Source organism: Curtobacterium sp. MCSS17_005, assembly GCF_003234225.2.
GTDB lineage: Bacteria > Actinomycetota > Actinomycetes > Actinomycetales > Microbacteriaceae > Curtobacterium > Curtobacterium flaccumfaciens.
Genome location: NZ_CP126258.1, coordinates 3378464 through 3404307, shown reverse-complemented (window position 1 = coordinate 3404307; position 25844 = coordinate 3378464). Strand labels below are relative to the sequence as shown.

Here is a 25844-nt window from a genome sequence, read left to right as displayed (position 1 = left end):
CCCCGCCGGGTGTCCGGCGGGGCCTTCTGTGTTCGTGTCGGACGCCGGGCGTCAGCCGCGGCGCATCCGGAGTGCCTCGACCGCGAGGGACTCGGTCGCGTACCGGCCGACCTCGTGCGCCCACGCCGGGTCGTCGCCACGGAGCGCGATGAAGTCCTTGCGCTGCCGGCAGACGTAGCCGAGCACGGCGGTGGCCGTCGCGACCTCGATGAAGTCCTTGCGGATGTGGCGGGTCGTGACCTGGGCGTTGCGGCGGAGCGTGTCGAGCAGGAGCTCGTTGCTCATCGTCGTGTTGGTCGCTGCTGCGAGCTCGACGATGCGGCGCGCGTCACCGGTGGTGCTGGTCTGCGTGGCTTCGATGGGCTCGATCACGGTGTACCCCGTTCGTTCGTGGTGGTGCTGTGCTGCAGGATCCGGTGATCGGATCCGGGAACGACACTATCGGCGGCAGCCCAACAATCCGCTGAGGGCGGGCTGTGGTGGGCAGGGGATCTCCCATGAGCCCGCTGGGGACGGATTGTACCCCGTTCAGGAGCAGACGGCGTCCTCAGACGCAGCGGGCGCTGCCGACGGGTCCGCCGAGGGCGTCGAGGGACTCGCTGACGCGGTCCGCCAGGTACTGGTAGCCGGCGTCGTTCGGGTGGCCGCCGTCGACGGCGGAGTACCCCGGGCTGTTGCTCGACGTGAACCATCTGCCGGCGAGGGCGTCGATGTAGGGCACACCGGCGGCGGCGGCACCCGCGGAGACCGACGCGGCAACGCCGACGGTCGAGTTCGCCCACGGCAGCGGTGCTGACGGGCCGAGCGCGACGACGACGGCGTCCGGCCAGGTCTGCTGCGCCGTGCGGAGGGTCCGCTCCACCGTGGCGCGGAGGGTGTCCGAGTCCACGAGCCAGTCGTTCTGGCTGCCCTGCACGATCACGAGCTGGGGGTCGAACGAGGCGTGCCGCTCGAGGCGTGGCCCGTACGTGTAGTGCGACGAACCGGTCCGGCCGGTGTCGACGTAGCCCGTGCCCGGGTACCCGTCGATCTTGGCCGTCCACCCACGGTCCTCGCTGAGGTCCTGCGCCCAACCGCGGAGTCCGCTGGCCGAGCCCCGACCCGAGGTGTACGAGTCGCCCACGATCAGGACGCGTGACCCGGGCTCGATCGCCGCGGCGACGCGGTCGGCCGCGACGCCGGGGGCAGCGACGGCCGAGGCCGAGGTCGACGAGGACACCGGCTGGCAGGCATTCGAGACGTTCGGCAGGATCAGCAGGAGTCCGGAGACCCCGAGTGCCATCGCACCGAGGGCGAGTGCCGGCACCAGCTTCCGGCGGCGTCGGCGCATCGTTGCCGGGCCGGTGGGGGTGCCCGGCCGCTCGCGCTGCGATCGTCGGCCCATCGAAGACATTCTAGACAGGAGCGCGAAGCGAGACTGGGAGGTGGGCCCCGTGGGGCTCGAACCCACGACCCTCGGATTAAAAGTCCGGTGCTCTACCAACTGAGCTAGAGGCCCTCACCCGCAAGGCTAGCGGGTGAGGGCCTCTGGGACAGAACCTTGCGGACGGGTCAGCCCCGGCGCCCGGTGAGCGACCGCAGCAGCCACGCGATGACCGCGATGATCAACAGCACGATGCCGACCCAGAGCAGGAACTTCAGGCTCGCGGCGAACCCGCCGACGAACAACAGGATGACTGCGATCACAGCCAGGATGATGAGCAGGGCGTTCATGGAAGATCCTCTCCTTCACGTGCAGGGAGGAGCGCCTCCCTGCCGCAACACGGTACGCGTGGCGCAGCCGTTGCGTTCTGGGCGAACGGGACGCGGGCGTGTCACCGGCCGCGCCTACACTGCTGCGGTGCCTCGCGATCACCACCGTCCCGTCCACTTCACCGACGCAGAGTTCGCCGCCATCCAGGGCGGTGAGGACCCGGCGCTCGTGAACCGTGTCGCGCACGAGACCGCGAACGCCCTGCTGCACCGGGTGCGCGAGGACCCGGACCCGGCCGTGGTCGAGCGGCTCGTCACCTACACGGACGTGCACGGCATCGACGCCATCGCGGAACTGTGGGCACGGGTCGGGGCGCACACCCTGCCGGGGGCGCTCTGGCGGGTGTACCTGGTGCGCATCGTGATCCGGCAGAACCCGGAGGAGATCGCGTACCTGTTCGAACGGGGCACGGCGCAGATCGGGACGATCGACCAGGCGGTCGCGGGTGCCGAGGAACCGACGGGCCCGGCCGAGATCCTGACGCTCGCCGACCGCATCCTGCACGGCCTGTACACGGGCGACCTCGCGGTGGCGCTCGACCGCGGGGCGTCGTTCTGCCGTCTGACCGCCGCCGGCGCGACCGCCGTGGCGGACGAGTCCGACCTGGTGGCGTCCGAGCGCGCGAGCGAACTCACGACGCGGGCGCTCCGCCTGACGGAGCTGGCGGCCGACCTGACCGAGGCGGCGGCGCTCTGGCGCCGCGACAGCCTGGACTGAGCGAGCGGCGGGGCGGACCCGCACCGGGCCTCCAGGCCGAAGTCCGCAGCAGAAAACCCGGACGCGACCGCATCCGGGCATGAAAAGACCGGGCCGCAGAAGCGCCTCTCGGCGCGAGGCCGCTCGAAGCGGCGAATTTTGGAGCCCGGGGCTTGCTGCGGCCCGGCGAGACCAAGTCTACGAGACGTCGGCTGATCACTCGACCCTGTTCACTCATGGTGGACAGAACCGGCCCCGGGCGTGCCCGCGCGCACCCCCGTGCAGGCCCGCCGCGCCCATCCCGCCGAGAAATCCCGACCCCCATCCAATCCACAGCGGGGACCGCGCCGAATCATCTGCGTGACGGACGGAATGCCCGTCACGAAGCGAGAGGCCCGGTGTGACCCGGACCGGCACCGCCGGTCAATTCCCTGTGGGTCACGCCGGCCCCTCGTCTCGACCGCCCATGCGGAGGCTTCGTGCTCCCCGCTTGGTCAACGAAAGCAACCGAGAGGAGGGAAACCTGCAATGCTTGCCCTCGTGGATAGCGACACCGAACGCTGGAGCTCGTCAGAGCCAGCTCAGGCATCGCCGGACGACCTCCTCGCCCGGGTCGCCGCCGGTGACCAAGCCGCCTTCGCGGACCTCTACGACGCACTCTCCGGTCGGGTCCTCGGTCTGATCACGCGCCTCCTCCGGGACCGCGCGCAGTCGGAAGAGGTCACGCAGGAGGTCTTCCTGGAGGTCTGGCAGCAGGCCACCCGCTTCGACCGGAAGCGCGGGACGGCCGCCAGCTGGGTCCTCACCATGGCCCACCGCCGAGCGGTCGACCGGGTTCGCGCCTCGCAGTCGTCGCACGACCGCGACACCAAGATCGGCATCCGCGACCTCGAGGCCGGTTTCGACCAGGTCTCCGAGTCCGTCGAGATCCGCATCGAGCACGAGCGCGTCGGCCGAGCGCTGGCGAAGCTCACCGAGTTCCAGCGGCAGGCCGTGCAACTCGCGTACTACGGCGGTTACTCGCACAGCGAGATGGCCGAACACCTCGGTGTCCCCATCGGCACCGTCAAGACCCGTCTCCGTGACGGGATGATCCGACTCCGAGACGAGATGGGGGTGACCTCATGACCGAACGCCACGACGACCCCGCACTGATGACGGGTTCCCACGCACTCGACGCGCTGTCCGACGACGAGCGTGCGCTCCTCGAGGACGCCCTCCGGACGTCCCCCGAGCTGCAGGCCGAGAACGACTCACTGCGCGAGACCGCGCTGCAGCTCGCCTACGCCGTCGCACCGATCGAGCCCCCCGCGTCGCTCAAGGCGTCGCTGCTGGCCCGGATCGCGACGACCCCCCAGGTCGCGCCTCTCGCCGACACGACGGTCGACCAGGCCCCGGTCGCCGAGACCGCCTCCGTCCAGGAGGCCCGTCCCGAGCCCGCCAGGCACGTCGCCTCGATCGCCGACGGCCCCACCGCCGGTGGCCGGGCATCGTCAGAGGCTCGCCGCCGCTGGTTCCAGCGTCCGGCGGTCATGCTGACGGCCGCAGCTGCCGCCGCCGCGGTCTTCTTCGGCGGACTCGGCGTCGGATCGATCTTCGACCCGAACGGCTCCGGCACCGGCACGACGCAGGCGTCGAGCGGCCTCGACCGCATCTACGCCGCCTCGGACTTCCAGCGCACGACGACCAAGGTCGCCGGCGGCGGTTCGGCGACGGTCGTGTGGTCGAACGACCTCGGCAAGTCCGCGGTGATCCTCGACGGTGTCGAGCAGGCGCCGAAGGGCAAGACGTACGAGCTGTGGTACATCGGCTCCGAGGAGCAGGGCGGCACCATCAAGTCGGCCGGCCTGGTCGACGGTGCGGCTGACGGTGTGCACTCCGCCGTGCTGCAGGGCTCGATGTCCGAGGGCGTCACGATCGGCATGACGGTCGAACCCGAGGGCGGTTCCGAGCAGCCGACCACCTCGCCGATCATGGCGGTCCCCACCACCACGGCCTGACGCCACGGGCGGTCCTGCTGGACCGTCACCGACGCAGAACGACGAAGCCGCTGTCACACGACAGCGGCTTCGTCGTTCTGCGTGCGCACGGCTTTCCGGCGCAACCACGAAGGCCCGGCGCGCGTCCGTGGCGGACGTGCACCGGGCCTCCAGGCAGTCCGTCAGTGCGACGGACGGATGCCGATCAACCGAAGCGGCCCGAGACGTAGTCCTCGGTGGCCTGTACGGACGGGTTCGAGAACATCGTCGCGGTGTCGTCGAACTCGATGAGCTTGCCGGGGGCGCCGGTACCGGCGATGTTGAAGAACGCCGTCTTGTCGCTGACGCGCGACGCCTGCTGCATGTTGTGGGTCACGATCACGATCGTGAACTCCTTCTTGAGCTCCTCGATCAGGTCCTCGATGGCGAGGGTCGAGATCGGGTCGAGGGCCGAGCAGGGCTCGTCCATCAGGAGCACGTCCGGCTCCACCGCGATCGCGCGGGCGATGCAGAGACGCTGCTGCTGCCCACCGGACAGGCCCATGCCGGGCTTGTCGAGGCGGTCCTTGACCTCGTTCCACAGGTTCGCACCCTGCAGCGAGCGCTCGACGATGTCGTCCGCCTCGGAGCGGGAGACGCGCTTGTTGTTGAGCTTCACGCCCGCGAGCACGTTGTCACGGATCGACATCGTGGGGAACGGGTTCGGACGCTGGAAGACCATGCCGACCTGCCGACGAACGAGCACGGGGTCGACGCCGGCGCCGTACAGGTCGTCGCCGTCGATCTTGACCGAGCCTTCGACCCATGCGCCGGGGATCACCTCGTGCATGCGGTTCAGGGTGCGGAGGAAGGTGGACTTGCCGCAGCCCGACGGGCCGATGAAGGCCGTGACGGTGCGGGGCTCGATGGTGATGTCGACACCCTCGACCGCCTTGAACTTCGAGTAGTAGACGTTGAGGCCGTCGACCTCGATGCGCTTGGACACGTTGATCCTTCTGGGTGGGTGGTGTCGCTGGTTCCGCGGGGGCGGAGGGTCAGCGGCTGAGCTTGGGGGCGAAGAGACGGGTGATGAACCGGGCGAGCAGGTTGAGCAGCATCACGATCAGGATGAGCACGAGGGCCGCGGTCCACGCCCGGTCGACGAACGGCACCGGGTTGGCGCCCTGCTGCGAGTACTGCGTGTACGCGTACACCGGCAGGGTCATCATCGGGTCACGGAACAGGTTGTAGTTCATGCTCGCGGTGAAGCCGGCCGTGACGAGCAGCGGGGCGGTCTCACCGATGACGCGGGCGATCGAGAGCATGACGCCGGTGGTGATGCCGGCGAGGCTGGTGGGGAGCACGACCTTGAGGATCGTGAGGTACTTCGGCACCCCGAGGGCGTACGAGGCCTCGCGGAGTTCCATCGGGACGATCTTCAGCACCTCTTCGGTGGAGCGCACGACGATCGGGATCATCAGCACCGACAGGGCGACGGAACCGACCAGGCCGAAGCGGGCCCCCGGGCCGAGGAACAGCGCGAAGAGCGCGTAGGCGAACAGACCGGCGACGATCGACGGGATGCCCGTCATGACGTCGACGAAGAACGTGATGCCCTTCGCCAGTGCACCGCGACCGTACTCGACCAGGTAGATCGAGGTGAGCAGGCCGATCGGCACCGAGATGAGCGCCGCGAACAGTGTGATCTCGAGCGTGCCGATGAGGGCGTGGACCGCGCCGCCGCCCTCGGAGATGACCCCGCGCATCGAGTACGAGAAGAAGTTGGCGTCGAAGCGGGCGATGCCCTTGGCGATGACCGTCCAGAGCAGCGACACCAGCGGCAGGACCGCGATGACGAACGCCGTGATGACGAGCGAGGTGACCAGGCGGTCGACCGCCTTGCGGCCGCCCTCGACGATGCGCGAGATGACGACGATGAGGACGTCGAACAGGACCGTGCCGAGGAAGATCGCCGCGACGACGTTGAAGTCCTTGACGGCGCCACCCGCGTTGAGCAGGGCGAAGACCAGGACGAGGGCGACCCAGCTGCCGACGAGCAGCAGCCACGGGACGGAGGCGTGCAGCTTGCCGTTGGCGTAGACGTTGCCGGCGGTGCCGGTCTGACGGAGCGCGAGGGACATCGGGTGCGACCTCTCAGCTGACTCGGCTGCGGACGATGTACCGCGCGAGCATGTTGATGACCAGGGTGATGACGAAGAGGATCAGACCCGACGCGATGAGCGCGTTCAGTGCCGTACCGGATGCCTCGGCGAACTGCAGGGCGATGTTCGCGGCGATCGTCGAGGGGTTCTGCGACGTCAGCATCTGGAACGTGACGTTCGTCGAGACCGACAGCACCAGCGCGATCGCCATCGTCTCGCCGAGTGCGCGGCCGAGGCCGAGCATGATCGCCGAGACGATGCCGGACTTCGCGAACGGCAGGACCGACAGGCGGATCATCTCCCAGCGGGTCGCGCCGAGGGCCAGGGCCGCTTCCTCGTTGAGGGTCGGGGCCTGCAGGAAGATCTCACGCATGACCGCGGTCATGATCGGGATCGCCATGACGGCGAGGACGATCGACGCCGTCAGGATCGTGCGGCCGGTGCCGGACACCTGGCCGGAGAACAGCGGGAACCAGCCGATGTACTCGTTCAGGAACACGTAGAACGGCTTCACCAGGGGCGCCAGCACGGCGATGCCCCAGAGGCCGTAGACGACCGACGGCACCGCGGCCAGCAGGTCGATCACGTAGCCGAGGACCGGCGCGAGTCGACGCGGCGCGAAGTGCGAGATGAAGAGGGCGATCCCGAGGGACAGCGGCACGGCGATCACGAGCGCGATGAGCGCGGACCAGACGGTACCGAAGACCAGGGGGCCGACGAAGTCCCAGAAGTTCGTGGCCTTGCCCGGCAGCTCGCCGACCTTGGCGGAGAAGGCCGGGATGCTCTGCCAGACGAGGAACGCGGCCACGAGCACGAGCACGAAGAGGATGAGGCCGCCGGCGATGACCGACGCGGCGGAGAAGACGCGGTCGCCGACACGGACGACGGCCTTCGGCTTGATCGGGGTGACGGTGGCCCCTGGCTGGGCCGGTGCGGTCGTCATGGGGTACTCCTGTCGGAGGAACGCCGGGGGAGGCGACGGGTTCTGGGGTGGTGGTGCGCGTCCGGGTGGGTCCTGGACGGGTTCGCGTCCGGGTGCGGTCCTGGACGGCTGAGTGCCCGGACGCCGGTCGAGTGGGTGGGACCGGCGTCCGGGCGCTCAGGGGGCCTTACTTGATGGAAGCGACCGCGTCCTTGGCCTTCGACGCGAGGTCGGAGGAGAGGGCGGCCGACTTGGCCTCCTTGGCAGCGGCGTCCTGAGCGGCGCTCGAGACGACGTAGTCGAGGTAGCCCTTCACGAGCTCGGCCTTGTCGGCGTCCTTGTACTCCTGGCACGCGATGGCGTAGGAGACGAGGACCAGCGGCCAGGCACCGTCAGCGGTGTCCTTGCGGTCGATGTCGATCGCGAGGTCGTTGTCCTCGCGGCCGGTCGCGATCTCGGAGTCGGCGACGACCTGCGCGGCACCGTCGGCCGAGATCTCGGTCGCCTTGTCGCCGACCATCAGCTTCGCGCGGTCGAGGTCGCCCGCACCGGAGTCGTCGATGTAGGTGATGGCGTTGGTGGCGTTGCCCATCGCGGAGGCGACACCGGAGGTGCCCTTCGCGCTGTCACCGACCGAGTACGGGAAGGTCTGGCTGGGCTCTTCGGTCCAGACGTCCGAGGCGTTCGCGGAGACGTACTCCGAGAAGTTCTGCGTGGTGCCCGAGTCGTCGGAGCGGTGCACGACCGTGATGTCGGCGTCCGGCAGCTTCGCGTCCTTGTTCAGGTCGGCGATCTCCGAGTCGTCCCACTTGGTGATCTTGCCCGAGAAGATGCCCGCGATGGTCTTCGCGTCGAGCGTCAGGTCGCTGACACCGTCCACCTTGTACGCGATGGCGATCGGGGAGATGTAGACGGGAATGTCGATGCCCTTGGTGTCCGCCTTGCAGGACTCGAAGGTGCCCGAGAGCTCCTCGTCCTTCAGCGCGGCGTCGGAGCCGGCGAAGTCCGCGGCACCCGACATGAAGTTCTCGCGGCCGGCGCCCGAGCCGTCCGGAGTGTAGTTCACCGTGACGCCCGAGGCCTCGTTCTGGAAACCGGCGGCCCAGGTGGCCTGCGCGGTCTGCTGTGCCGACGAGCCGGAGCCGGTCAGGGTGCCGGAGAGGCTCGAGTAGTCGTTACCGCTGGTGGAGGAGGACTCGGTGCTGCCCGCGTCCTCGTTCGCCGCGCAGGAGGAGAGCACGACTGCGCCGGCGATCGCGATTGCTGCGATCGAACCGATTCGCTTGATGTTCACAGGGGTCCCTTCGGGAATGGAATGCAGTGGGACCACTGCGGTCCCTGGGCCGGTGCCGACCCGGGAGCGACTGTAGGGACGCGAGGTGACCGCAATCACCCCCGCTGGTGAACGGGAGGTGAACGAGGGGTTGTCCACGTCGGGGCGGCGTGCGCCGCTCCCGCGCAGGGAGCAGGATCGGGGGCACTGTGCGCTCGTTCGGAAGATGCGCACGCATGATCGCGGACGAGCGGTCGGGAGGCCCGGATCGCGTTCCCGGGCGCGGCGCGGCCCCGTCGTGTGGCCGGGTACCGGGCGTCTGCGCTGCGGTCCGGCGGCACTGCGGTGCGGCGGCGCTGTGGTCCGCCGGCGCTGCGGTCTGGCGGTGGCCGGCTACGCCGGGATCGTGTTGCGGTGCGTCTCGACCGCGACGAGCGTGTCCCCGGCGATGTGCATGACGGAGAAGTCCCCGACGGACAGCATGGCGGCGCGGCGCAGGTCGAAGCGGCCGGAGTCGTCGGCGGTCGCCGTGGCGATCCGGGCGATGATGTCGGGCAGCACCGGACCGTGCGAGCAGAGCACGGCGGTCTTGCCCTTGTCGAGTCGGCGCCGGACGACGCCCTTGACGTCGGCGGCGCCGCGGTCGTGGGCGTCCTGGCTGATGTCGGCGGTGCTCGAGACCCCGAGCTTCGTCGCGGCGGACAGCGGCTCGACGGTCGCGAGGCACCGCGCCGCCGTGCTGCTCACGATCTTCTTCGGGCCGAACGCCGCGACCGGTGCCGCGGCGGCCTTGGCCTGCGAACGGCCGACGGGCAGCAGTGGACGGGTGGCGTCGGGGCCGTCCCAGTCCGAGCCGGGCACCGTCTTCGCGTGGCGCAGGGTGATCAGGGCGAACGTGCGGTGCTGTCCGGCGGCGGCGCGTTCGGCGAACCGGTCGAGGATCGCGACGTCCCGCTCGTAGGTCAGGCGGTTGCGGGCGTCGTCGATGGTGACCCACTCGAGCGCGGCGACCTCGTGGTTCGGCACGAAGGCACCGGCGCGGGCGTACTCCTTGGCCGAGACCCGGGCCGCCCAGTAGTGCACGACCTTGTCGCGACCGTTCGGCAGCACGTACTCGGCGGTGCCGAGCGGTGCGCCGAGGTGGACGCGGTACCCGGTCTCCTCGTCGATCTCGCGCACGGCGGTCGTCGGGACGGCCTCGCCCGGGTCCACCTTGCCCTTGGGCAGGGAGACGTCCTTGTGGTGGTCGCGGTGGATGAGCAGCACGAGGGGTGTGCCGTCCTGTTCGCGCCAGACGACCGCACCCGCAGCGACGACGGGGCCCGAGGGACCGCCGCTCACCGAGTCGAGCGCTTCCGGGCCGAGATCTTCCGCATGGTCACATTCTGCACGTCCTCGAGCGGACGGCCCGCATCGTCCGTGGAGTGCCGTGTCCACTCGCCGTCGGACTCCAGGTGCCACGAGCTGGCGGTGTCGGCCATCGCCAGGTCGAACATCTCCTGGACCTCGTTGATGTGGTCCGGGGCGACCAGCCGCACGAGCGCCTCGACGCGTCGGTCGAGGTTGCGGTGCATCATGTCGGCGCTGCCGATGAACACCGCGGGGTCGCCGTCGTTGTGGAACGCGAACGCACGGGAGTGCTCGAGGTAGCGCCCGACGATGCTCCGCACGCGGATCGTGTCACTGACGCCTTCCATGCCCGGCTTGAGCGAGCAGATGCCGCGCACCCAGACGTCGATCGGCACACCGGCCTGGCTCGCCAGGTAGAGCGCGTCGATGATCTGTTCGTCGACCATCGAGTTGACCTTGATCCGGATGCCCGAGGGCTTGCCGGCGCGGGCGTTGGCGGCCTCGGTCTGGATGCGCTTGAGCAGGCCCTTCCGCAGGTGCAGCGGTGCCACGAGCAGGCGCTTGAACTTCTTCTCGATGGCGTAGCCGGACAGCTCGTTGAACAGGCGGGTGAGGTCCTTGCCCACGGTGTCGTCCGAGGTGAAGAGGCCCATGTCCTCGTAGATGCGCGAGGTCTTCGGGTTGTAGTTACCCGTGCCGATGTGGCTGTAGTGCTTGAGCGTCCCGCCCTCTTGCCGGATGACGAGCACGAGCTTCGAGTGCGTCTTCAGCCCGACCAGGCCGTAGACGACGTGCACGCCGGCCTTCTCGAGCTTCCGGGCCCAGGTGATGTTGTTCTGCTCGTCGAAGCGGGCCTTGATCTCGACCAGGGCGAGGACCTGCTTGCCGGCGGCCGCTGCGTCGATGAGCGCTTCGACGATGGGGCTGTCGCCGGAGGTGCGGTACAGGGTCTGCTTGATCGCCAGCACGTTCGGGTCGGCCGCGGCCTGCTCGAGGAATGCCTGCACGCTCGTGGCGAAGGACTCGTAGGGGTGGTGGACCAGGACGTCGTTCGCCTTGATCGCGCGGAACAGGTCCGGCTTGGTGTTCGGCTCACCCGGCTGGAACTGCACCGGGGTGGTCGGCACGTGCTTCGGGTAGTGCAGGTCCGGACGGTTGATCTTGGAGATCTCGAACAGCCCGCCGAGGTCGAGCGGCGACGGCAGCCGGAAGACCTCTTCCTCGGTGATGTCGAGTTCACGCACGAGCAGGTCGAGGGTCACCGGGTCCATGTCCTCGGTGATCTCGAGGCGGATCGGCGGACCGAACCGACGGCGCAGGAGCTCGCGCTCGAGCGCCTGGATGAGGTTCTCGGCCTCGTCCTCCTCGATCTCGACGTCCTCGTTGCGGGTGACCCGGAACACGTGGTGCTCGAGGACCTCCATCCCCGGGAACAGGTCGTCGAGGTGGTTCGCGATGAGGTCTTCGAGCGGGATGAAGCGCATCCGGCCGGAGTTGTCGTCGGGGAGCTTGATGAAGCGGGAGAAGTTCTGCGGCACCTTGAGGCGCGCGAACTCCTGGCGCTGCGACTTCGGGTTGCGGACCCGCACCGCCAGGTTGAGCGAGAGCCCGGAGATGTAGGGGAACGGGTGCGCCGGGTCGACGGCCAGGGGCATGAGCACCGGGAAGATCTGCTCGTTGAAGTACTCCCGCATCCGCTGCCGGTCGGCTTCGTCGAGGTCGGACCAGTGCTCGATGTGGATGCCCGCGGCGTCGAGGTCGGGCTTGAGCGACCCGATGAACGCCTGGGCGTGCCGGTCCTGCAGCTCGTGGGCCTTCTTCGCGATGTCCCGCAGGACGTCGCTGGGGGCACGGCCGACGTTGGTCGGGACGGCGATGCCGGTGTCGATGCGGCGCTTCAGGCCGGCGACGCGGACCATGAAGAACTCGTCGAGGTTGGACGCGAAGATCGCCAGGAAGTTCGCCCGCTCCAGCAGGGGCTGCGTGCGGTCTTCGCCCAGCTCGAGCACGCGCTGGTTGAACCGGAGCCAGCTGAGCTCGCGGTCGAAGTAGCGGTCCGTCGGCAGCGACTCGTGCTCGATCTCGACGACCTCGTCGAAGTCGTCGAGGTCGGGTGCGACGGATTCGCCGTCGAGCTGCGGTTCGGTGTCCATCCCCACATCCTGCCACCCGGCCCCTGCCATCGGAGGGGCCTCGGTGGACGCTGTGGAAACCGGCGGTGAACCGTTCGGTTGTGGAGGGCCGGCCGCGACGGACCGAGGTGCTGCGCTCAGCGTGCGAAGACCTGCACGAACGCGCCCCACTGCGCCGGCGCCCGCTGCTCGAGCCACGCGCAGAACTCGGGGTAGGCGGCATCGATGGACAGGACACTGATCACCCCGCGCTGGCCGTTCACTTTGACGTCCAGGCCGCCGAAGCGGTTCGTCGTGGGCCGGATGTGCTTGATGGCAGCGGGGTCGACGGTCCGGGCGGCACGGAACATCGGCGTGACGACCAGCTGCGAGTCGTACGCCTCGACCCGGCGCCGCTTCTGCCCGACGCCCAGGTAGACGAACAGCAGCCCGAACAGCCCGATGCCGAGACCGCCGAGGAGCATCCCGATCGCGTCGGGGTCGTCGAGCAGGGCGAGTGCGCCCAGCAGGAAGAACCCGCCGACCACGATGAAGACGATCCCGATGATCCGGAGCAGCAGGCAGTTCCACCGGCGAGCGCGGACGATGAAGAGCACGCCGTACGCCTCGTCCCCGACGACCGTCGACGGGGGTCGCTTCCGGTCGCTCTGGCGGACGAGTGCGGTGACGACGGCGGGGATGGCGACCATCGCGGCCATCGCGAGGAACACCGGCGACGGGTTGAAGTTCACCGGGCTGCCCCCGACCGTGCGTCCGGACGTCGTCGTTCGATGGGCGATCCGCCCTGGTCCCCCTGGATCACGGGCGGAGCGTATCAGTGACCGGCGGCCTGCTCCGGTGCCGCGTACTGCACGTCGATCGCGTGCTGCGTGAACCGCGAGCGCCGGTACAGCGCCAGCGCCGGCTCGTTGTCCCCCTCGACGTACAGCGCGGCGGCGGTCAGGCCGCGGCCGCGCAGCCGAGCGGTGCCCGCACGCATGAGCAAACCGCCGAGTCGCTGCCCCTGCAGGTCGGGCCGCACGGCGACGGCGTAGAACTCGCCGATGCCGTCCTCGACCTTGAGCCAGCACGAGCCGGCCAGCTGCCCGGAGGCGTCGCGGAGCAGCAGCAGGTCCTCGCCTGCGAACCAGTCGTCGGCTTCGCGTGCGTGCAGGTCGTCGAGCGTCATCCGCCCCTGCTCGGGGTGGTGGGCGAAGGCGGCGGCGTTCAGCGCGAGCCAGTCGGTCTCGTCGTCGGTGCCGGGGCGGAACGCCGACAGGGAGTAGCCGTCGGGCAGCGCCACGTCGACATCGACGTCATCGACGTCATCGACCTCGGCGACGGGCGCCCGGAGCTGCAGCAGCGTGCGGACCGCGCGCCAGCCGAACCGGTCAGCCAGCGCACGCGCTGCCGGGTGGTCCCCGTGCGCCCACGCGAGCCGGGGAGCGGCCCCGCCGCCCAGCGCGAGTGCCTGCGACACCAGGGCCGTGCCGATGCCCCGGCCACGGGCCTCCTGGGCGACGACGAGTTCCAGCTCGCCGTCACGGACCACCGCGACCCCGTGGTCGACGGTCAGGACGGTCGCGCGCCCCGCGCGGACGTCGACCAGGGTCTGGTCGGAGAACGGGGGAGCCTCGCCGGGGGCGACGAAGCCGCCGAGATCGGGGAGCACTACTGCCCCATCAGGCGCTCGGCCTCGTCGTCGTAGACGTTGAAGCGGTACCCGACGTTGCGGACGGTGCCGATGAGCGACTCGAGGTCGCCGAGCTTGGCACGCAGCCGTCGGACGTGCACGTCGACCGTGCGGGTGCCACCGAAGTAGTCGTAGCCCCAGACCTCGCTGAGCAGCTGCTCGCGGGTGAAGACGCGTGACGGGTGGGTGGCGAAGAAGCGCAGGAGCTCGAACTCCTTGAACGTCAGGTCGAGCGGCCGGCCGCGCACCTTGGCGGAGTAGCTGGCCTCGTCGATGACGACACCGGACGCCTGGATCTTCGAGCTGGTCTGGCCCTTCGCCGCACGACCGGCGGACAGTCGGATGCGGGCGTCGATCTCGGCCGGGCCCGCGCTCTCGAGCACGACGTCGTCGACGTTCCAGTCGCTGTTCACCGCGGTCAGCCCGCCCTCGGTGACGACGAGCACGATCGGCGTGGTCGACCCCGACGAGGCGAGGATCTTGCACAGGGCCTTCGCGCTGACCAGGTCGGTGCGGGCGTCCACGAACATCAGGTCGCTCTGCGGGGCGTTGACCAGCTGTGCGGCCTCGGCCGGCACGTGGCGGATCCGGTGGCTCAGGAGGCCCAGGCTCGGCAGGACGTCTCCGGGCGCGGTCGAGGTGAGTACCAGGAGCTGTGCCACAGGACCTCCGGAGGTGGATGACGTCGTGGAGACATCCTAGTGATGCTCGGGAAGGACTCATCCGGCCGGACGGATTGCGCGTCATCCCGCACCGCACGGTGCGTGCGTTCCGCACGTCCCCTGCCATGATGGAGCGCGTGACCGAGCCCGTGCACCCCACCGACCAGCGTCGCCTGCGGCTGACGTCCGTCCTGCCGGTCTGGGTGCTGGCGGTCGTCGGGGCCGTGCTCGTGCTGACCCTGGCCGAGCGCGACGCGTTCGCCTGGCTGCTGCTCGTCTTCGTCGCCTGCGTGATGGTCAGCTTCGTGCTGCAGCTCATCACCGCCACCAAGGACGGTCTGGTCGAACGGATCAGCATCGCGTCGTCCGGGGCGTTCGTCGTGGTCCTCGTCACCGCGGTGGTGCTCCTGGCGCGTTGAGCCGAGCCGCGTAGACTCCGAGCATGGATTCGCTGCTTGCGCTCGAGCTCTTCTACGTCGGCCTCCTCGGCCTGGCGTCGCTCGCGATCGCGTTCATCTCGGTCGTCGTCGTCGTGAAGCTGTTCAAGGGCCAGCGTTGATCGAGCTGCCCGAGGGCCTCGCCCCCGAACTGGTCCCGCTGTCGTGGCTGGTCGGCGTGTGGGAGGGCACCGGTGTGGTCGAGTACCCGGTCGGTGACGACGACGAGGTCCGGAACTACGAGTTCGGCCAGCGCGTCAGCTTCAGCCACGACGGCCTGCCGTACCTGAACTACTCGTCGACCACCTGGCTGCTCGACGACGACCACACCCCGCTCGCCGCCGAGATGGGCTACTGGCGGATCGACCGTCCGACCGAGCCGGGCGACCGCGGCCCCGCGATGCTCCTGGGCGACGGGCCCACGCCCTTCAGCACGGTCGAGAGCGTCGAGGCGCTCCGCAACACCACGGACGGCTTCGACGTCGAGGCCGCGATCATCCACCCGACGGGGGTCAACGAGCTCTACGTCGGCCGTGTGCTGAAGGGCCGGATCGACCTGTCGACCGACGCCGTGCTGCGCTCGCCGAACGCGAAGGACTACTCCGCCGCGACCCGCCTGTACGGGCTGGTCGAGGGCAAGCTCTTCTGGGCGTGGGACATCGCCGCGCTCGGTCGCGAACTCACCTCGCACGCCTCGGGGCAGCTCGCGAAGGTCGACTGATGTCGGCGTTCGCCGCGCGTGACGGCTTCGTCGCGGCCGACTCCGTCGCCGCGCACTTCGGCAACCCGATCGGGGAGCAGCGCCTGCTGACCCGGGGGCGTGCCGTCGTCGAGCTCGGTCTCGGTGTCGTCACCGTCTCCGGACCGGACCGGTTGTCGTGGCTCAACTCGATCACCTCGCAGCAGCTCACCGGGTTGCCGACCGGCGTCAGCACCGAGACGCTCGTCCTCGACCAGGCCGGACGCGTCGAGCACGCGGCCCGCGTCGTCGACGACGGTGCGACGGTCTGGCTGCTCACCGAGCGCGCTGACGCTGCGCCGCTCGCCGGGTGGCTCGACTCGATGCGCTTCATGCTCCAGGTCGAGGTCGCCGACCGCTCCGACGACTTCGTCACCCTCGGCTGGTTCGGGGCGGACGCCCCGTTCGCGTCCGTCGAACTGCCGGAACCGCCCGTCGCCGAGTGGGCCGACCCGTGGGGTGCCGTCACGCCCGGCGGATGGGGCTACGCCGACCAGGAGGCCCACCCCGGCTCCGACTGGACCCTCCGCATCGCCGTGGTCACCTCCGGTACCGCGGCCGCGATCGCCGCGTCGGACGTGCCCGTCGCGGGGCTGCTCGCGTACGAGGCACTGAGGATCGCCGCCTGGCGCCCGACCCTGTCCGACGTGGACGAGCGGACGATCCCGCACGAGCTCGACTGGCTGCGCTCCGCCGTGCACCTGTCGAAGGGCTGCTACCGCGGGCAGGAGACCGTCGCCAAGGTCCACAACCTCGGGCACCCGCCGCGTCGGGCCGTGCTGCTGCACCTCGACGGGTCCGACGGTGTGCTGCCGGCGCCCGGCACCCCGGTGCTGCTCGACGACAAGCAGGTCGGTCGGCTGTCGGCGTCCGCGATCCACCACGAGCTCGGGCCGATCGGGCTCGCCGTGGTGAAGCGCTCCCTCGACCCCACCGCGACCCTGCGGCTCGAGGCCGACGACGTCGTGGTGACCGCGGCGCAGGAGACCATCGTCCCGCCCGAGGCCGGTGCCACGGCGAACGTCCCGCGACTGCCCCGCCTCGGAGCCGTCAAGCGCTCCTAGTCCGCGCCCTGTCGTCAGGCGGGCTCGACGGCCGACCACGGGACGCTGAGCTCACCGAGCCGCCACCGCGTCACCCCGTGCAACACCGGCCACCCGCGGTCGCGCATGCCCCGCACCGCCGCGATCCACCGCTGCCGGGGCCCGTACGTGCCGAGCGGTGCCGCGACCGCCCACGCCAGGTCGAGGTCCCGCAGGAACGCGTGCACCCGTTCGCCGGGCACGTTGCGGTGGATCAGGGCCTTGGGCAGCCGCTCGGCGACGACCGAGGGCACGTCGAGCCCGGCGAGCCGCAGCGACACCGTGAAGGTCTGCGGTGCGACGTCGTCGAGCGTCACCCACGAGGCGACCCGGCCGACCTCGTTGCAGGTCCCCTCGACGAGCGCACCGCCGGGCTGCAGCCGGTCCTGCATGATCCGCCACGAGCCGACGACCGCGGACTCGTCGTACTGCCGCAACACGTTGAAGGCCCGGATGACGGCGGGCCGGCGCTGCCCGGGTGTCGGCGTCTCGAAGCCCCCCAGGCGGAACGTCACGCCGTCGCGGGTCCCGGCGTTCGCGAGCGCGACCCGCGAGGGCTCGATCTCGATGCCCGTCACCTCGACGTCGGGTCGGACGGCGGCCAGCCGGTCGCGCAGCTCGAGAGTGGTGGTCGGTGAGGCCCCGTAGCCGACGTCGGCGACGAGCGGGTCGTCCGTCCGGCGCAGCACCGGCAGGGTCGCGATCCACCGGTCGACGCGGCGGAGCCGGTTGTACCCGGTCGTCCCGCGCGTCACGTTCCCGATGGGCATGCGTCAAGGGTACGGGGCCGGTACCGCTCGGTAGACTCGGAGGCATGACCTCCACGCTCGTCCTGCTCCGTCACGGCAACAGTGACTGGAACCAGAAGAACCTGTTCACCGGCTGGGTCGACGTCCGGCTCAGCGAGCTGGGCGAGAAGGAGGCGAAGCGCGCCGGCGACCTCATCGCCGAGTCCGGCATCGTCCCCGACGTCCTGTACACCTCGCTCCTGACCCGTGCGATCCAGACGGCGGACATCGCGCTGCTGCAGGCCGACCTGGCCTGGCTGCCGGTGAAGCGCGACTGGCGCCTCAACGAGCGCCACTACGGCGACCTGCAGGGCAAGGACAAGGCCCAGACGCTGGCCGAGTACGGCGAGCAGCAGTTCATGGAGTGGCGCCGCTCGTTCGACGTCCCGCCGCCCCCCATCGCCGACGACGCCGAGTGGTCGCAGTTCGGTGACCGCCGCTACGCCGAGCTCGGCGACCAGCTGCCCCGCACCGAGTCGCTCAAGCTCGTGATCGACCGCCTGCTGCCGTACTGGGAGTCCGACATCACGAAGGACCTCGCCGCCGGCAAGACCGTGCTGGTGACGGCCCACGGCAACTCGCTGCGTGCGCTCGTGAAGCACCTCGACGGCATCTCCGACGACGACATCGCCGGGCTGAACATCCCGACGGGCATCCCGCTGGTGTACGAGCTCGACGACGACTTCACGCCGACGAAGCCCGCGTACTACCTGGACCCCGAGGCCGCCGCAGCCGGCGCCGCCGCCGTCGCCGCCCAGGGCGCCAAGAAGTAGCACCCACGCGAACGACGAAGGCCGCAGCCCCGACGGGGCTGCGGCCTTCGCTGCGTCCGGGCAGACGACACCCGACCACGCGGAGCGTGACGGTCAGACGAAGTGCGACGCGATCTCCTGCACCAGGGCGCCGACGTCGTAGGGCTTCGTCGTGTCGACCCGGATCACCGGGACGCCGCGCAGCCCGACGGGCCGGGCGTCGTCGCCGTGCTCGTCCCAGAAGGCCAGCACGTCGGCCAGGTCCCCGTGCACCTCGTGCCGCACCGGCACGGTGCCCGGGTCGTACCGGTCGCGCAGCCGCTGCTCGGCGGTGGCGCGGTCCGTGTCGCACCACACCTCGACGGCGCGAGGCGACCCGGCGGACGCGAGTCCGGCCTCCAGGAGGTCCCGGTCACGCGACGGCAGCCAGACGGCGTCGAGGACGACCCCGTTCTCGACGGCCCGCGCCATGGACCACATCGTGTCCATCGCGATGCCGCCGAGCGGCCGCGAGGCGATCATCGGGCCGACGACGTCGGCGAGGGGCTCCTTGATGCGGTCCTTCGACAGGAACGGGCAACCGAGCACCTCGGCGAGTGCCGTGCCGATGCTGCTCTTGCCGGAACCGGGCATGCCGTTGACGATGATCGCGACCTGGGCCATGCCACGATCCTCGCAGACCGATCGGGCCGGGTCAGACGATGGGTCGGGTCAGACCGCCGCGGTCGAGGTGGACGCGCCGGTCCAGTCGCCCGTCGCCAGGTACTCGACCTTCTTCGCGATCGAGACGGCGTGGTCGGCGAAGCGCTCGTGGTAGCGGGAGGCCAGGGTGGCGTCGACGGTGTCGATCGGAGCGCCCTTCCAGGCCTCGCCGAGCACGAAGTCGAAGACGCTGGCGTGCAGCTCGTCGACGGCGTCGTCCTCGTCGCGGATCTCGGCCGACAGCGCGATGTCCTCGGTGGCGAGCAGCCGCGTCAGCTTCTGCGCCATCGCGACGTCGTGCCGGCCCATCTCCTTGAACGTGCTGCGCAGGCCCTTCGGCACGACCTTCTCGGGGAAGCGCTGGCGGGCGAGCTGCGCGATGTGCTCGGCCATGTCGCCCATGCGCTCGAGCGAGGAGCTGACGCGCAGGGCCGTGACGACGACGCGCAGGTCGCGCGCCACCGGTGCCTGGCGGGCGAGGATGTCGATCGCGATCTCGTCGAGGCTGTTCGCGGCGAGGTCGATCTTCTCGTCGTCGGCGATCACCTCTTCGGCGAGGGCGACGTCGGAGTCGCTGAAGGCCTGCGTGGCTCGGGTGATGGCGGACTCGACGAGCCCGGCGATCTCGGTCAGTCGCTCCTGGACGTCCTGGAGTTCCTGCTGGAAGACTTCGCGCATGGGGGAGTACCTCTCTCTGCGTACCGGACGAGTGTCGTCAGCCCAGGTGAACGAACGGTGACGCGGGGCTGAACGCTTCGCGTTCTGGCCTTCCGCAGACGGTGAACGGTACCGGAACCCCGCATGACCATCCCTACACTGGCGGCATGGACAACGCGTGGCTCGTGCCACTGTCGATGCTCCTCGGCGGGGTCTTCGGCGCGGGCGTCGTGGTGCTGATCATCACCGCCGAGCGGACGGCACGTGCTGCCGACGTGGCGGAGCGGACCCTGCCGGACGGCGTCGCAGCGGTCATCGCGACGATGCACAACCCGGCGGTCGTCATCGACCCGTCGAACACCGTCGTCGCGGCATCCCCCCAGGCCCTCACGGCGGGGCTCGTCGTGCGCCGGCGCCTGGTGCACCACGAGCTGCTCGAGCTCATCGACCGGGTGCGCAAGAGCGGGGAGATGGGGTCGGAGGACCTCGAGCTGCCGCGCGGCCGCCACGGGGAGCTCATCGGCTACCTCAGCTTCCGTGCCGCCCAGCTCGGCAACCGGTACGTCCTGCTCACGGCGGACGACCTGACCGAGAGCCGGCGCATCGACGAGGTCCGCCGCGACTTCGTCGCCAACATCTCGCACGAGCTGAAGACGCCGATCGGCGCCATCGGCCTGCTGTCCGAGACCCTCGTCCTCGCCGCCGACGACCCCGTGCACGTGAAGAAGTTCGCCGCGCAGCTCATCACCGAGTCCGAGCGGCTCGGGGCCTTGACGAAGGACATCATCGAGCTGTCCCGGCTGCAGTCCGTCGACGCGCTCGAGAACAGCGAGGAGACCGGCATCGACAAGATCGTGCAGGCCGCCATCGACGCGAACGAGGTCGTCGCCCGCGCCCGCTCGATCGAGATCATCCGCGCCAAGAAGTCGAAGCTGCGGGTGATGGGCGACCGGGGGCTGCTGCAGGTCGCGGTGTCGAACCTCATCGCCAACGCGGTGAAGTACTCGCCGGACAACACCCGCGTGGGCGTGGGCGTCCGGTCGTCGAAGGGCTTCGTCGAGATCGCCATCACCGACCAGGGTGTCGGCATCCCCGAGGCCGACCTCGACCGCGTCTTCGAACGGTTCTACCGTGTCGATCCCGCACGGTCGCGCGCCACGGGGGGCACCGGCCTCGGGCTCGCGATCGTCAAGCACGTCGTCAGCAACCACGGTGGCGACGTGCGCGTCTGGTCGCAGCCCGGCAAGGGTTCGACCTTCACCATCCGTCTGCCCGAGGCAGATCCCGAACTGACCACAGCACTCGAAGAGCAACTGGAAGAGCAGCCATCGTGACCAAGATCCTCATCGTCGACGACGAGCCGGCCCTGAGCGAGCCCCTGGAGTTCCTGCTGCAGCGTGAGGGGTACGAGACCTCCGTCGCTGCAGACGGCGTGACCGCGCTGTCGAAGTTCGACGCGGAGAACCCCGACCTGGTGCTCCTCGACCTCATGCTGCCGGGCCTGAGCGGCACCGAGGTGTGCCGGCAGATCCGGACCCGGTCGAACGCGCCGATCATCATGCTGACCGCGAAGGACTCGGAGGTGGACATCGTCGTCGGGCTCGAGCTCGGCGCCGACGACTACGTGACGAAGCCGTACTCGACCCGAGAGCTCCTGGCCCGGATCCGTGCCGTGCTCCGTCGCCGGACCGAGGACGACCCGGCGGACAGCGGGATCCTGCAGGTCGGCGGCATCCGGATGGACGTCGAGCGGCACACGGTGTCGGTCGACGGGTCCGAGACCCCGATGCCGCTCAAGGAGTTCGAGCTCCTCGAGCTGCTGCTCCGGAACGCCGGGCGCGTGCTGACCCGCGGGCAGCTCATCGACCGGGTGTGGGGTTCCGACTACTTCGGCGACACCAAGACCCTCGACGTGCACATCAAGCGCATCCGCTCGAAGATCGAGCGGGTCCCGTCGACCCCCGAGATCCTGGTGACGGTCCGCGGTCTCGGGTACCGCATCGAGGCCTGAGGCGTACGGACGGGAGGCCCGGTGCGAGTCCTCGGGACTCGCACCGGGCCTCCTGTGCGAACGATCCGGGCGCGGTGTCAGCCGCGCCCGTCGGCGTCAGTTGGTGCCGTTGTCGCCCTCGGACGAATCCGTCTGCGAGTCGGTCGGCTGCGTGCCGGGGACGGCCTCGCCGGTCGACTGTGCGCCGCTCTCGGACGGCGACGTCGAGGTGGGCGTCGGGGTCGGGCTCGGCGCGAGGGTCTGGTACTCCTCCTGCGAGCTCGTCAGCACCGGCACGTTCGCCGAGACACCCTCGGCGTCGGGGTAGCTGAAGTAGACCTTGACGAGCGAACCGGGCTCCGCGTCCGCGTCGTCGAACACGATCGGCTCGGCGTCACCGGCGGTGGTGCCCTGCGTCGTGTCGCCCTCTTGCACGCTCGACTCGTCGTCGCTGCCTGCACCCGCGGCCATGGCGAGGTCGACGTGGGTGTTCGCCGGCACGTCGACGGTCTGGGTGTCGCCGCCGATCTCGATCGAGACGGTGTAGTCGTCCTGGTCGTCGTTGTTCACGAGCGTGCCGATGAAGCGGGCGCTCGCACCGTCGTCCGAGATCAGGAGGGCGTTCCGCACGTCGACCTTGCCGGTCGAGACGTCCACGCCGTCGGTGATCTGCTTGATGTCGACGGTGTGGGCCGGCGACATGAACTCGCACCCGGTGGCGCCGAGCGCGATGGTTGCCGCAACGGCGACGGACACGAGTACCCGAGGTCGCAAGAGATTCCTCCGTAAGTCACGATGAGGACCGGGCGGTCCCCGCGCCCATCCTAGCGATCACCGGGAGGGGTGAGCGTTGAGGGTCCCCTTACCGGAACAGCCCTTGTGGTAAACTGGATGTCTGGGAACGGAGCCTGATACATGCAATTCGAGGTCGGCGAGACCGTCGTCTACCCCCATCACGGGGCGGCAACCATCTCTGAAGTCAAGACTCGCGTCATCAAGGGCGAGGAAAAGGTCTACCTGAAGCTGCGGGTGACGCAGGGTGACCTGACGATCGAGGTCCCGGCGGACAACGTCGACCTGGTCGGCGTCCGCGACGTGATCGGCAAGGAAGGACTCGACAAGGTGTTCGAGGTCCTCCGGGCGCCGTTCACGGAAGAGCCCACCAACTGGTCACGCCGCTACAAGGCGAACCTCGAGAAGCTCGCTTCCGGTGACGTCATCAAGGTGTCCGAGGTCGTCCGTGACCTCTGGCGACGCGATCAGGACCGCGGGCTCTCCGCGGGTGAGAAGCGGATGCTGGCCAAGGCCCGGCAGATCCTGATCTCCGAGCTCGCGCTGGCCGAGAAGACCGACGAGGACAAGGCATCGACCGTCCTCGACGAGGTCCTGGCTTCCTGAGCCTGACGACAGCGCACTGAACACGACAGCACGAACGACGACCGCACGGTTCCCCGAAGGGGTGGACCGGGCGGTCGTCGTCGTTGCGGCGGGCTCCGGCACCCGGCTCGGCATCGGGACCGCGAAGGCGTTCGTGCCCGTGGCCGGTTCGCTGATGCTCGCGCGGGCGCTCGAACCCCTGTTCGCGCTGCCGTCACCGACGCTCGTCGTCGTGGTCGCACCGGCGTCGCACCTGGACGAGTGCCGGCAGGTGGTCGGTTCGGTCGCGGGTGCTGCGGTCGCGTACACGGCCGTCGTGGCCGGAGGCGCGGATCGCCACGGTTCGGTCGAGGCCGGCCTGGCCGTCCTGCCGGACTCCGTCACCACGGTGCTCGTGCACGACGCGGCGCGGTGCCTCACGCCCGCGGCACAGTTCTCACGGGTGTTCGACGCCGTCGCCGCCGGTGACGGCGCGGGCGTCGTGCCGGCGCTCCCCGTCACGGACACGGTGAAGCGGGTCGACGGTGACGTCGTCGTCGAGACCGTCGACCGTGCGGCGCTCGTCGGGGTGCAGACGCCGCAGGGCTTCCCGCTCGCGGCACTGCGGCGGGCGTACGCGGTGTCGTCGCAGTCCGAGACGGACGATGCCGGGGTGTTCCAGGCCGTCGGCGGCACCGTCCGGTTCGTGTCGGGTGACGCCGACGCCTTCAAGATCACGACGCAGTGGGACCTCGGTCGGGCCGAGTCGATCGTGCGGGCGCGGACCGAGGCGGGTGCTGGTGCTGGTGCCGGTTCTGGCGCGGCGGACGCTGTCGTCGCGGTCCGACTCGGGCTCGGGGTCGACGTGCACGCCTTCGACGACGCCTCGCCCTGCCGCGTCGGGCTGCTCGACTTCCCCGGCAAACCCGGCCTCTCCGGGCACAGCGACGGTGACGCGGTGGCGCACGCGGTGTGCGACGCCCTGCTCTCCGCCGGGGGCCTCGGCGACATCGGCGGACGCTTCGGCACCGCTGACCCGCAGTACGCCGGCGCCACGGGGGACGTGTTCGTCCGCGGCGCGGTCGCGCTCCTGGCCGACGCCGGGCTCGTGCCGGTGTCCGTGACCGTGCAGGTCATCGGCAACCGGCCGCGCATCGGTCGTCGCCGTGACGAGATGCAGGACGCCCTGTCCGCGGTCGTCGGCGCGCCCGTCGCCGTGTCCGGCACGACGACCGACGGGCTCGGGTTCACCGGCCGTGGCGAGGGGCTCGCGGCGATCGCCACGGCACTCGTGCGTCCCTCCTGAAACCGCGGCCCCGCGCCGATTAGGGTTGAGGCGTGACCGTTCGCCTCTACGACTCCCGCGCCGCAGCCGTCGTCGACCTCGTGCCCCTGGTCGACGGACACGTGAGCGTCTACGTCTGTGGTCCGACGGTGCAGTCGTCGCCGCACATCGGGCACCTGCGGTCCGCGCTCGTCTACGACATCTGGCGCCGGTGGCTCACCCACCGCGGGTACCGGGTGACGCTGGTGCGCAACGTCACCGACATCGACGACAAGGTCCTCGACCTGGCGGCCGGCACCGACGAGGAGTGGTTCGCCCGCGCCTACCGGGTCGAGCTCGAGTTCACGGCTGCGTACAACGCCCTCGGCATCCTGCCCCCGACCTACGAGCCGCGGGCCACGGCGAGCGTGCCGCAGATGCACGAGATCATCCAGCGCCTCATCGACCGTGGGCACGCCTACGCCGCCGACGACGGCTCGGGTGACGTCTACTTCGACACCGGCAGCTGGGCCGACTACGGGGTGCTCACCCGGCAGCGGCGCGAGGACATGGTCGAGGCCGCCGACGCCGATCCGCGTGGCAAGCGCGACGCCCGTGACTTCGCGCTCTGGAAGGGTGCGAAGCCCGGCGAGCCGTCGACGGCCAACTGGGACTCCCCGTGGGGCGCCGGCCGTCCGGGCTGGCACATCGAGTGCTCGGCGATGTCCCGTCGGTACCTCGGCCCCGCGTTCGACATCCACGGCGGCGGGCTCGACCTGCGCTTCCCGCACCACGAGAACGAGCTCGCGCAGTCCACGGCCGCCGGGGACCCGTTCGCGTCGTACTGGCTGCACAACGGCCTGGTGACGGTCGAGGGGCAGAAGATGTCGAAGTCGCTCGGCAACTCGATCTTCGCGGCGGACTTCCTCGGATCCGCTCGTCCCGCCGTCGTCCGGTACTTCCTCGGTGCCGCCCACTACCGCTCGTCGATCGACCACCACGAGGGTTCCCTGGCCGAGGCCGAGGCGGCGTACGACCGCATCGCCGGGTTCCTCGAGCGCGCCGAGACCCGGCTCGAGGGCGTCCACCTCGCCGACGCCCCGGCCGTGCCCGAAGCCTTCGCCGCGGCCATGGACGACGACCTCTCCGTGCCCCAGGCCCTGGCCGTGCTGCACGAGACCGTGCGCACCGGCAACGCCGCCCTGGACGCCGACGATGCGGAAACGCTCGGGACCGCGTACCATCAGGTGGCTGCGATGGTGGAGGTGCTCGGCATCGACCCGCGAGCCGCCCACTGGTCGGGCGGCGGCCAGGACACCTCGGCAGGCCCGCTCGCCGCCCTCGTCGAACGCCTCGTGCAGGAGCGCGCGGACGCCAGGGCAGCACGGGACTTCACCGCGGCCGACCGCGTGCGCGACGACCTCGCCGCCGCGGGCATCACGATCGAGGACACGCCGTCCGGAACACGCTGGAGCATCGCCTGAACACGGCAGTGCC

28 protein-coding genes and 1 tRNA gene are annotated in these 25844 nt (G+C 70.2%); 12 read left to right on the top strand and 17 right to left on the bottom strand.

Annotation, left to right across the window (positions count from 1 at the left end):
* Nucleotides 1-51: 51 nt before the first annotated feature.
* From DEJ20_RS16260 to DEJ20_RS16245, 4 genes are all read right to left on the bottom strand, one after another.
* Nucleotides 52-372, bottom strand: a complete 321-nt coding sequence (locus DEJ20_RS16260; RefSeq protein WP_027466636.1) for a hypothetical protein — start codon at nt 370-372, stop codon at nt 52-54.
* A 175-nt stretch (nt 373-547) separates the two neighbouring features.
* Nucleotides 548-1384: an SGNH/GDSL hydrolase family protein gene (locus tag DEJ20_RS16255; RefSeq protein WP_181431572.1), complete on the bottom strand. Its 837-nt coding sequence runs from the start codon at nt 1382-1384 to the stop codon at nt 548-550.
* Nucleotides 1385-1425: 41 nt separating this feature from the next.
* A tRNA-Lys gene (locus tag DEJ20_RS16250) sits at nt 1426-1498 on the bottom strand.
* Between the two features lie 53 nt (nt 1499-1551).
* Nucleotides 1552-1713 (bottom strand): DUF2207 domain-containing protein, encoded by a 162-nt coding sequence (locus tag DEJ20_RS16245; protein WP_146245443.1) that lies wholly within the window; start codon nt 1711-1713, stop codon nt 1552-1554.
* Between the two features lie 127 nt (nt 1714-1840).
* Between DEJ20_RS16245 and DEJ20_RS16240 the strand changes: the two genes are divergently transcribed.
* The 3 genes from DEJ20_RS16240 (at nt 1841) to DEJ20_RS16230 (ending at nt 4449) form a co-directional block, all read left to right on the top strand.
* Nucleotides 1841-2470 carry a hypothetical protein gene (locus DEJ20_RS16240; RefSeq protein WP_027466634.1) on the top strand — a complete coding sequence of 210 codons (630 nt, stop codon included), beginning with the start codon at nt 1841-1843 and terminating at the stop codon, nt 2468-2470.
* Nucleotides 2471-2977: 507 nt separating this feature from the next.
* The gene (gene sigK / locus DEJ20_RS16235) at nt 2978-3577 is read left to right on the top strand and encodes an ECF RNA polymerase sigma factor SigK (protein WP_027466633.1); all 600 of its coding nucleotides are present in this window, start codon (nt 2978-2980) and stop codon (nt 3575-3577) included.
* Nucleotides 3574-4449 (top strand): anti-sigma factor, encoded by an 876-nt coding sequence (locus DEJ20_RS16230; RefSeq protein ID WP_111235656.1) that lies wholly within the window; start codon nt 3574-3576, stop codon nt 4447-4449. Before sigK ends, DEJ20_RS16230 begins: the two co-directional genes overlap by 4 nt.
* A gap of 184 nt (nt 4450-4633) precedes the next feature.
* Here the strand turns inward: DEJ20_RS16230 and pstB are convergent, their stop codons facing one another.
* The 9 genes from pstB to DEJ20_RS16185 all read right to left on the bottom strand — a co-directional run bounded on the left by pstB (nt 4634) and on the right by DEJ20_RS16185 (nt 14580).
* The gene (gene pstB, locus DEJ20_RS16225) at nt 4634-5413 is read right to left on the bottom strand and encodes a phosphate ABC transporter ATP-binding protein PstB (protein WP_027466631.1); all 780 of its coding nucleotides are present in this window, start codon (nt 5411-5413) and stop codon (nt 4634-4636) included.
* 49 nt (nt 5414-5462) lie between these two features.
* On the bottom strand, nt 5463-6548 hold the full coding sequence (gene pstA, locus DEJ20_RS16220) for a phosphate ABC transporter permease PstA (RefSeq protein WP_027466630.1): 1086 nt from the start codon (nt 6546-6548) through the stop codon (nt 5463-5465).
* A 13-nt stretch (nt 6549-6561) separates the two neighbouring features.
* Nucleotides 6562-7512 carry a phosphate ABC transporter permease subunit PstC gene (pstC, locus tag DEJ20_RS16215; RefSeq protein ID WP_111235657.1) on the bottom strand — a complete coding sequence of 317 codons (951 nt, stop codon included), beginning with the start codon at nt 7510-7512 and terminating at the stop codon, nt 6562-6564.
* 166 nt (nt 7513-7678) lie between these two features.
* Nucleotides 7679-8785 (bottom strand): phosphate ABC transporter substrate-binding protein PstS, encoded by a 1107-nt coding sequence (locus DEJ20_RS16210; protein WP_111235658.1) that lies wholly within the window; start codon nt 8783-8785, stop codon nt 7679-7681.
* 372 nt (nt 8786-9157) lie between these two features.
* Complete coding sequence (locus DEJ20_RS16205) at nt 9158-10105, bottom strand: NUDIX hydrolase (RefSeq protein WP_071404718.1); 948 nt, start codon at nt 10103-10105, stop codon at nt 9158-9160.
* Nucleotides 10102-12267: an RNA degradosome polyphosphate kinase gene (locus DEJ20_RS16200; RefSeq protein WP_071404719.1), complete on the bottom strand. Its 2166-nt coding sequence runs from the start codon at nt 12265-12267 to the stop codon at nt 10102-10104. Before DEJ20_RS16200 ends, DEJ20_RS16205 begins: the two co-directional genes overlap by 4 nt.
* Before the next feature lie 116 nt (nt 12268-12383).
* The gene (locus DEJ20_RS16195; RefSeq protein ID WP_111235659.1) at nt 12384-12977 is read right to left on the bottom strand and encodes a hypothetical protein; all 594 of its coding nucleotides are present in this window, start codon (nt 12975-12977) and stop codon (nt 12384-12386) included.
* Nucleotides 12978-13060: 83 nt separating this feature from the next.
* Nucleotides 13061-13897: a mycothiol synthase gene (mshD, locus tag DEJ20_RS16190; protein ID WP_111235660.1), complete on the bottom strand. Its 837-nt coding sequence runs from the start codon at nt 13895-13897 to the stop codon at nt 13061-13063.
* Complete coding sequence (locus tag DEJ20_RS16185) at nt 13897-14580, bottom strand: response regulator transcription factor (RefSeq protein ID WP_017888078.1); 684 nt, start codon at nt 14578-14580, stop codon at nt 13897-13899. Before DEJ20_RS16185 ends, mshD begins: the two co-directional genes overlap by 1 nt.
* Nucleotides 14581-14717: 137 nt before the next feature.
* Between DEJ20_RS16185 and DEJ20_RS16180 the strand changes: the two genes are divergently transcribed.
* The 3 genes from DEJ20_RS16180 to ygfZ all read left to right on the top strand — a co-directional run bounded on the left by DEJ20_RS16180 (nt 14718) and on the right by ygfZ (nt 16820).
* On the top strand, nt 14718-14999 hold the full coding sequence (locus tag DEJ20_RS16180) for a hypothetical protein (protein ID WP_146238581.1): 282 nt from the start codon (nt 14718-14720) through the stop codon (nt 14997-14999).
* A gap of 136 nt (nt 15000-15135) precedes the next feature.
* Nucleotides 15136-15738: a heme-binding beta-barrel domain-containing protein gene (locus DEJ20_RS16175; RefSeq protein ID WP_027466617.1), complete on the top strand. Its 603-nt coding sequence runs from the start codon at nt 15136-15138 to the stop codon at nt 15736-15738.
* A complete protein-coding gene (gene ygfZ, locus DEJ20_RS16170; protein WP_111235662.1) occupies nt 15738-16820 on the top strand; it encodes a CAF17-like 4Fe-4S cluster assembly/insertion protein YgfZ in 1083 nt (360 codons plus the stop codon). Before DEJ20_RS16175 ends, ygfZ begins: the two co-directional genes overlap by 1 nt.
* Nucleotides 16821-16834: 14 nt before the next feature.
* Here ygfZ and DEJ20_RS16165 read toward each other — a convergent pair whose 3' ends face one another.
* A complete protein-coding gene (locus DEJ20_RS16165; RefSeq protein ID WP_111235663.1) occupies nt 16835-17608 on the bottom strand; it encodes a class I SAM-dependent methyltransferase in 774 nt (257 codons plus the stop codon).
* Nucleotides 17609-17652: 44 nt separating this feature from the next.
* Between DEJ20_RS16165 and DEJ20_RS16160 the strand changes: the two genes are divergently transcribed.
* The gene (locus tag DEJ20_RS16160; RefSeq protein ID WP_071244006.1) at nt 17653-18399 is read left to right on the top strand and encodes a phosphoglyceromutase; all 747 of its coding nucleotides are present in this window, start codon (nt 17653-17655) and stop codon (nt 18397-18399) included.
* 93 nt (nt 18400-18492) lie between these two features.
* On the opposite strand, the gene DEJ20_RS16155 is transcribed toward DEJ20_RS16160, so the two are convergent.
* Entirely contained in the window at nt 18493-19041 is a 549-nt protein-coding gene (locus DEJ20_RS16155) for a P-loop nucleotide/nucleoside kinase family protein (protein ID WP_111235664.1), read from the bottom strand.
* A 48-nt stretch (nt 19042-19089) separates the two neighbouring features.
* On the bottom strand, nt 19090-19758 hold the full coding sequence (gene phoU / locus DEJ20_RS16150; RefSeq protein WP_111235665.1) for a phosphate signaling complex protein PhoU: 669 nt from the start codon (nt 19756-19758) through the stop codon (nt 19090-19092).
* Between the two features lie 146 nt (nt 19759-19904).
* Here phoU and DEJ20_RS16145 point away from each other — a divergent pair, with 146 nt between their 5' ends.
* The gene (locus DEJ20_RS16145) at nt 19905-21071 is read left to right on the top strand and encodes a sensor histidine kinase (protein WP_071404724.1); all 1167 of its coding nucleotides are present in this window, start codon (nt 19905-19907) and stop codon (nt 21069-21071) included.
* Nucleotides 21068-21748, top strand: coding sequence for a response regulator (locus DEJ20_RS16140; RefSeq protein ID WP_027466611.1), 681 nt, complete (start codon nt 21068-21070; stop codon nt 21746-21748). Before DEJ20_RS16145 ends, DEJ20_RS16140 begins: the two co-directional genes overlap by 4 nt.
* A gap of 96 nt (nt 21749-21844) precedes the next feature.
* Here DEJ20_RS16140 and DEJ20_RS16135 read toward each other — a convergent pair whose 3' ends face one another.
* Nucleotides 21845-22483, bottom strand: coding sequence for a hypothetical protein (locus DEJ20_RS16135; protein WP_111235666.1), 639 nt, complete (start codon nt 22481-22483; stop codon nt 21845-21847).
* A gap of 159 nt (nt 22484-22642) precedes the next feature.
* Here DEJ20_RS16135 and DEJ20_RS16130 point away from each other — a divergent pair, with 159 nt between their 5' ends.
* The 3 genes from DEJ20_RS16130 (at nt 22643) to cysS (ending at nt 25831) form a co-directional block, all read left to right on the top strand.
* Entirely contained in the window at nt 22643-23125 is a 483-nt protein-coding gene (locus DEJ20_RS16130) for a CarD family transcriptional regulator (RefSeq protein WP_017888066.1), read from the top strand.
* A 61-nt stretch (nt 23126-23186) separates the two neighbouring features.
* Nucleotides 23187-24389, top strand: coding sequence for a 2-C-methyl-D-erythritol 4-phosphate cytidylyltransferase (gene ispD, locus DEJ20_RS16125; protein WP_111235667.1), 1203 nt, complete (start codon nt 23187-23189; stop codon nt 24387-24389).
* A 32-nt stretch (nt 24390-24421) separates the two neighbouring features.
* A complete protein-coding gene (gene cysS, locus DEJ20_RS16120; protein WP_111235668.1) occupies nt 24422-25831 on the top strand; it encodes a cysteine--tRNA ligase in 1410 nt (469 codons plus the stop codon).
* The last annotated feature ends 13 nt before the right edge of the window (nt 25832-25844 follow it).

Excerpts from the sequence above, each read along its gene's own strand:
- ygfZ (WP_111235662.1), top strand. The coding sequence starts at position 15,738 with ATGTCGGCGTTCGCCGCGCGTGACGGCTTCGTCGCGGCCGACTCCGTC.
- DEJ20_RS16200 (WP_071404719.1), bottom strand. The coding sequence starts at position 12,267 with ATGGACACCGAACCGCAGCTCGACGGCGAATCCGTCGCACCCGACCTC.
- sigK (WP_027466633.1), top strand. The coding sequence starts at position 2,978 with ATGCTTGCCCTCGTGGATAGCGACACCGAACGCTGGAGCTCGTCAGAG.
- DEJ20_RS16160 (WP_071244006.1), top strand. The coding sequence starts at position 17,653 with ATGACCTCCACGCTCGTCCTGCTCCGTCACGGCAACAGTGACTGGAAC.
- pstA (WP_027466630.1), bottom strand. The coding sequence starts at position 6,548 with ATGTCCCTCGCGCTCCGTCAGACCGGCACCGCCGGCAACGTCTACGCC.
- DEJ20_RS16165 (WP_111235663.1), bottom strand. The coding sequence starts at position 17,608 with ATGCCCATCGGGAACGTGACGCGCGGGACGACCGGGTACAACCGGCTC.
- DEJ20_RS16145 (WP_071404724.1), top strand. The coding sequence starts at position 19,905 with ATGGACAACGCGTGGCTCGTGCCACTGTCGATGCTCCTCGGCGGGGTC.
- DEJ20_RS16245 (WP_146245443.1), bottom strand. The coding sequence starts at position 1,713 with ATGAACGCCCTGCTCATCATCCTGGCTGTGATCGCAGTCATCCTGTTG.
- phoU (WP_111235665.1), bottom strand. The coding sequence starts at position 19,758 with ATGCGCGAAGTCTTCCAGCAGGAACTCCAGGACGTCCAGGAGCGACTG.
- DEJ20_RS16155 (WP_111235664.1), bottom strand. The coding sequence starts at position 19,041 with ATGGCCCAGGTCGCGATCATCGTCAACGGCATGCCCGGTTCCGGCAAG.
- DEJ20_RS16130 (WP_017888066.1), top strand. The coding sequence starts at position 22,643 with ATGCAATTCGAGGTCGGCGAGACCGTCGTCTACCCCCATCACGGGGCG.
- DEJ20_RS16255 (WP_181431572.1), bottom strand. The coding sequence starts at position 1,384 with ATGGGCCGACGATCGCAGCGCGAGCGGCCGGGCACCCCCACCGGCCCG.
- pstC (WP_111235657.1), bottom strand. The coding sequence starts at position 7,512 with ATGACGACCGCACCGGCCCAGCCAGGGGCCACCGTCACCCCGATCAAG.
- DEJ20_RS16230 (WP_111235656.1), top strand. The coding sequence starts at position 3,574 with ATGACCGAACGCCACGACGACCCCGCACTGATGACGGGTTCCCACGCA.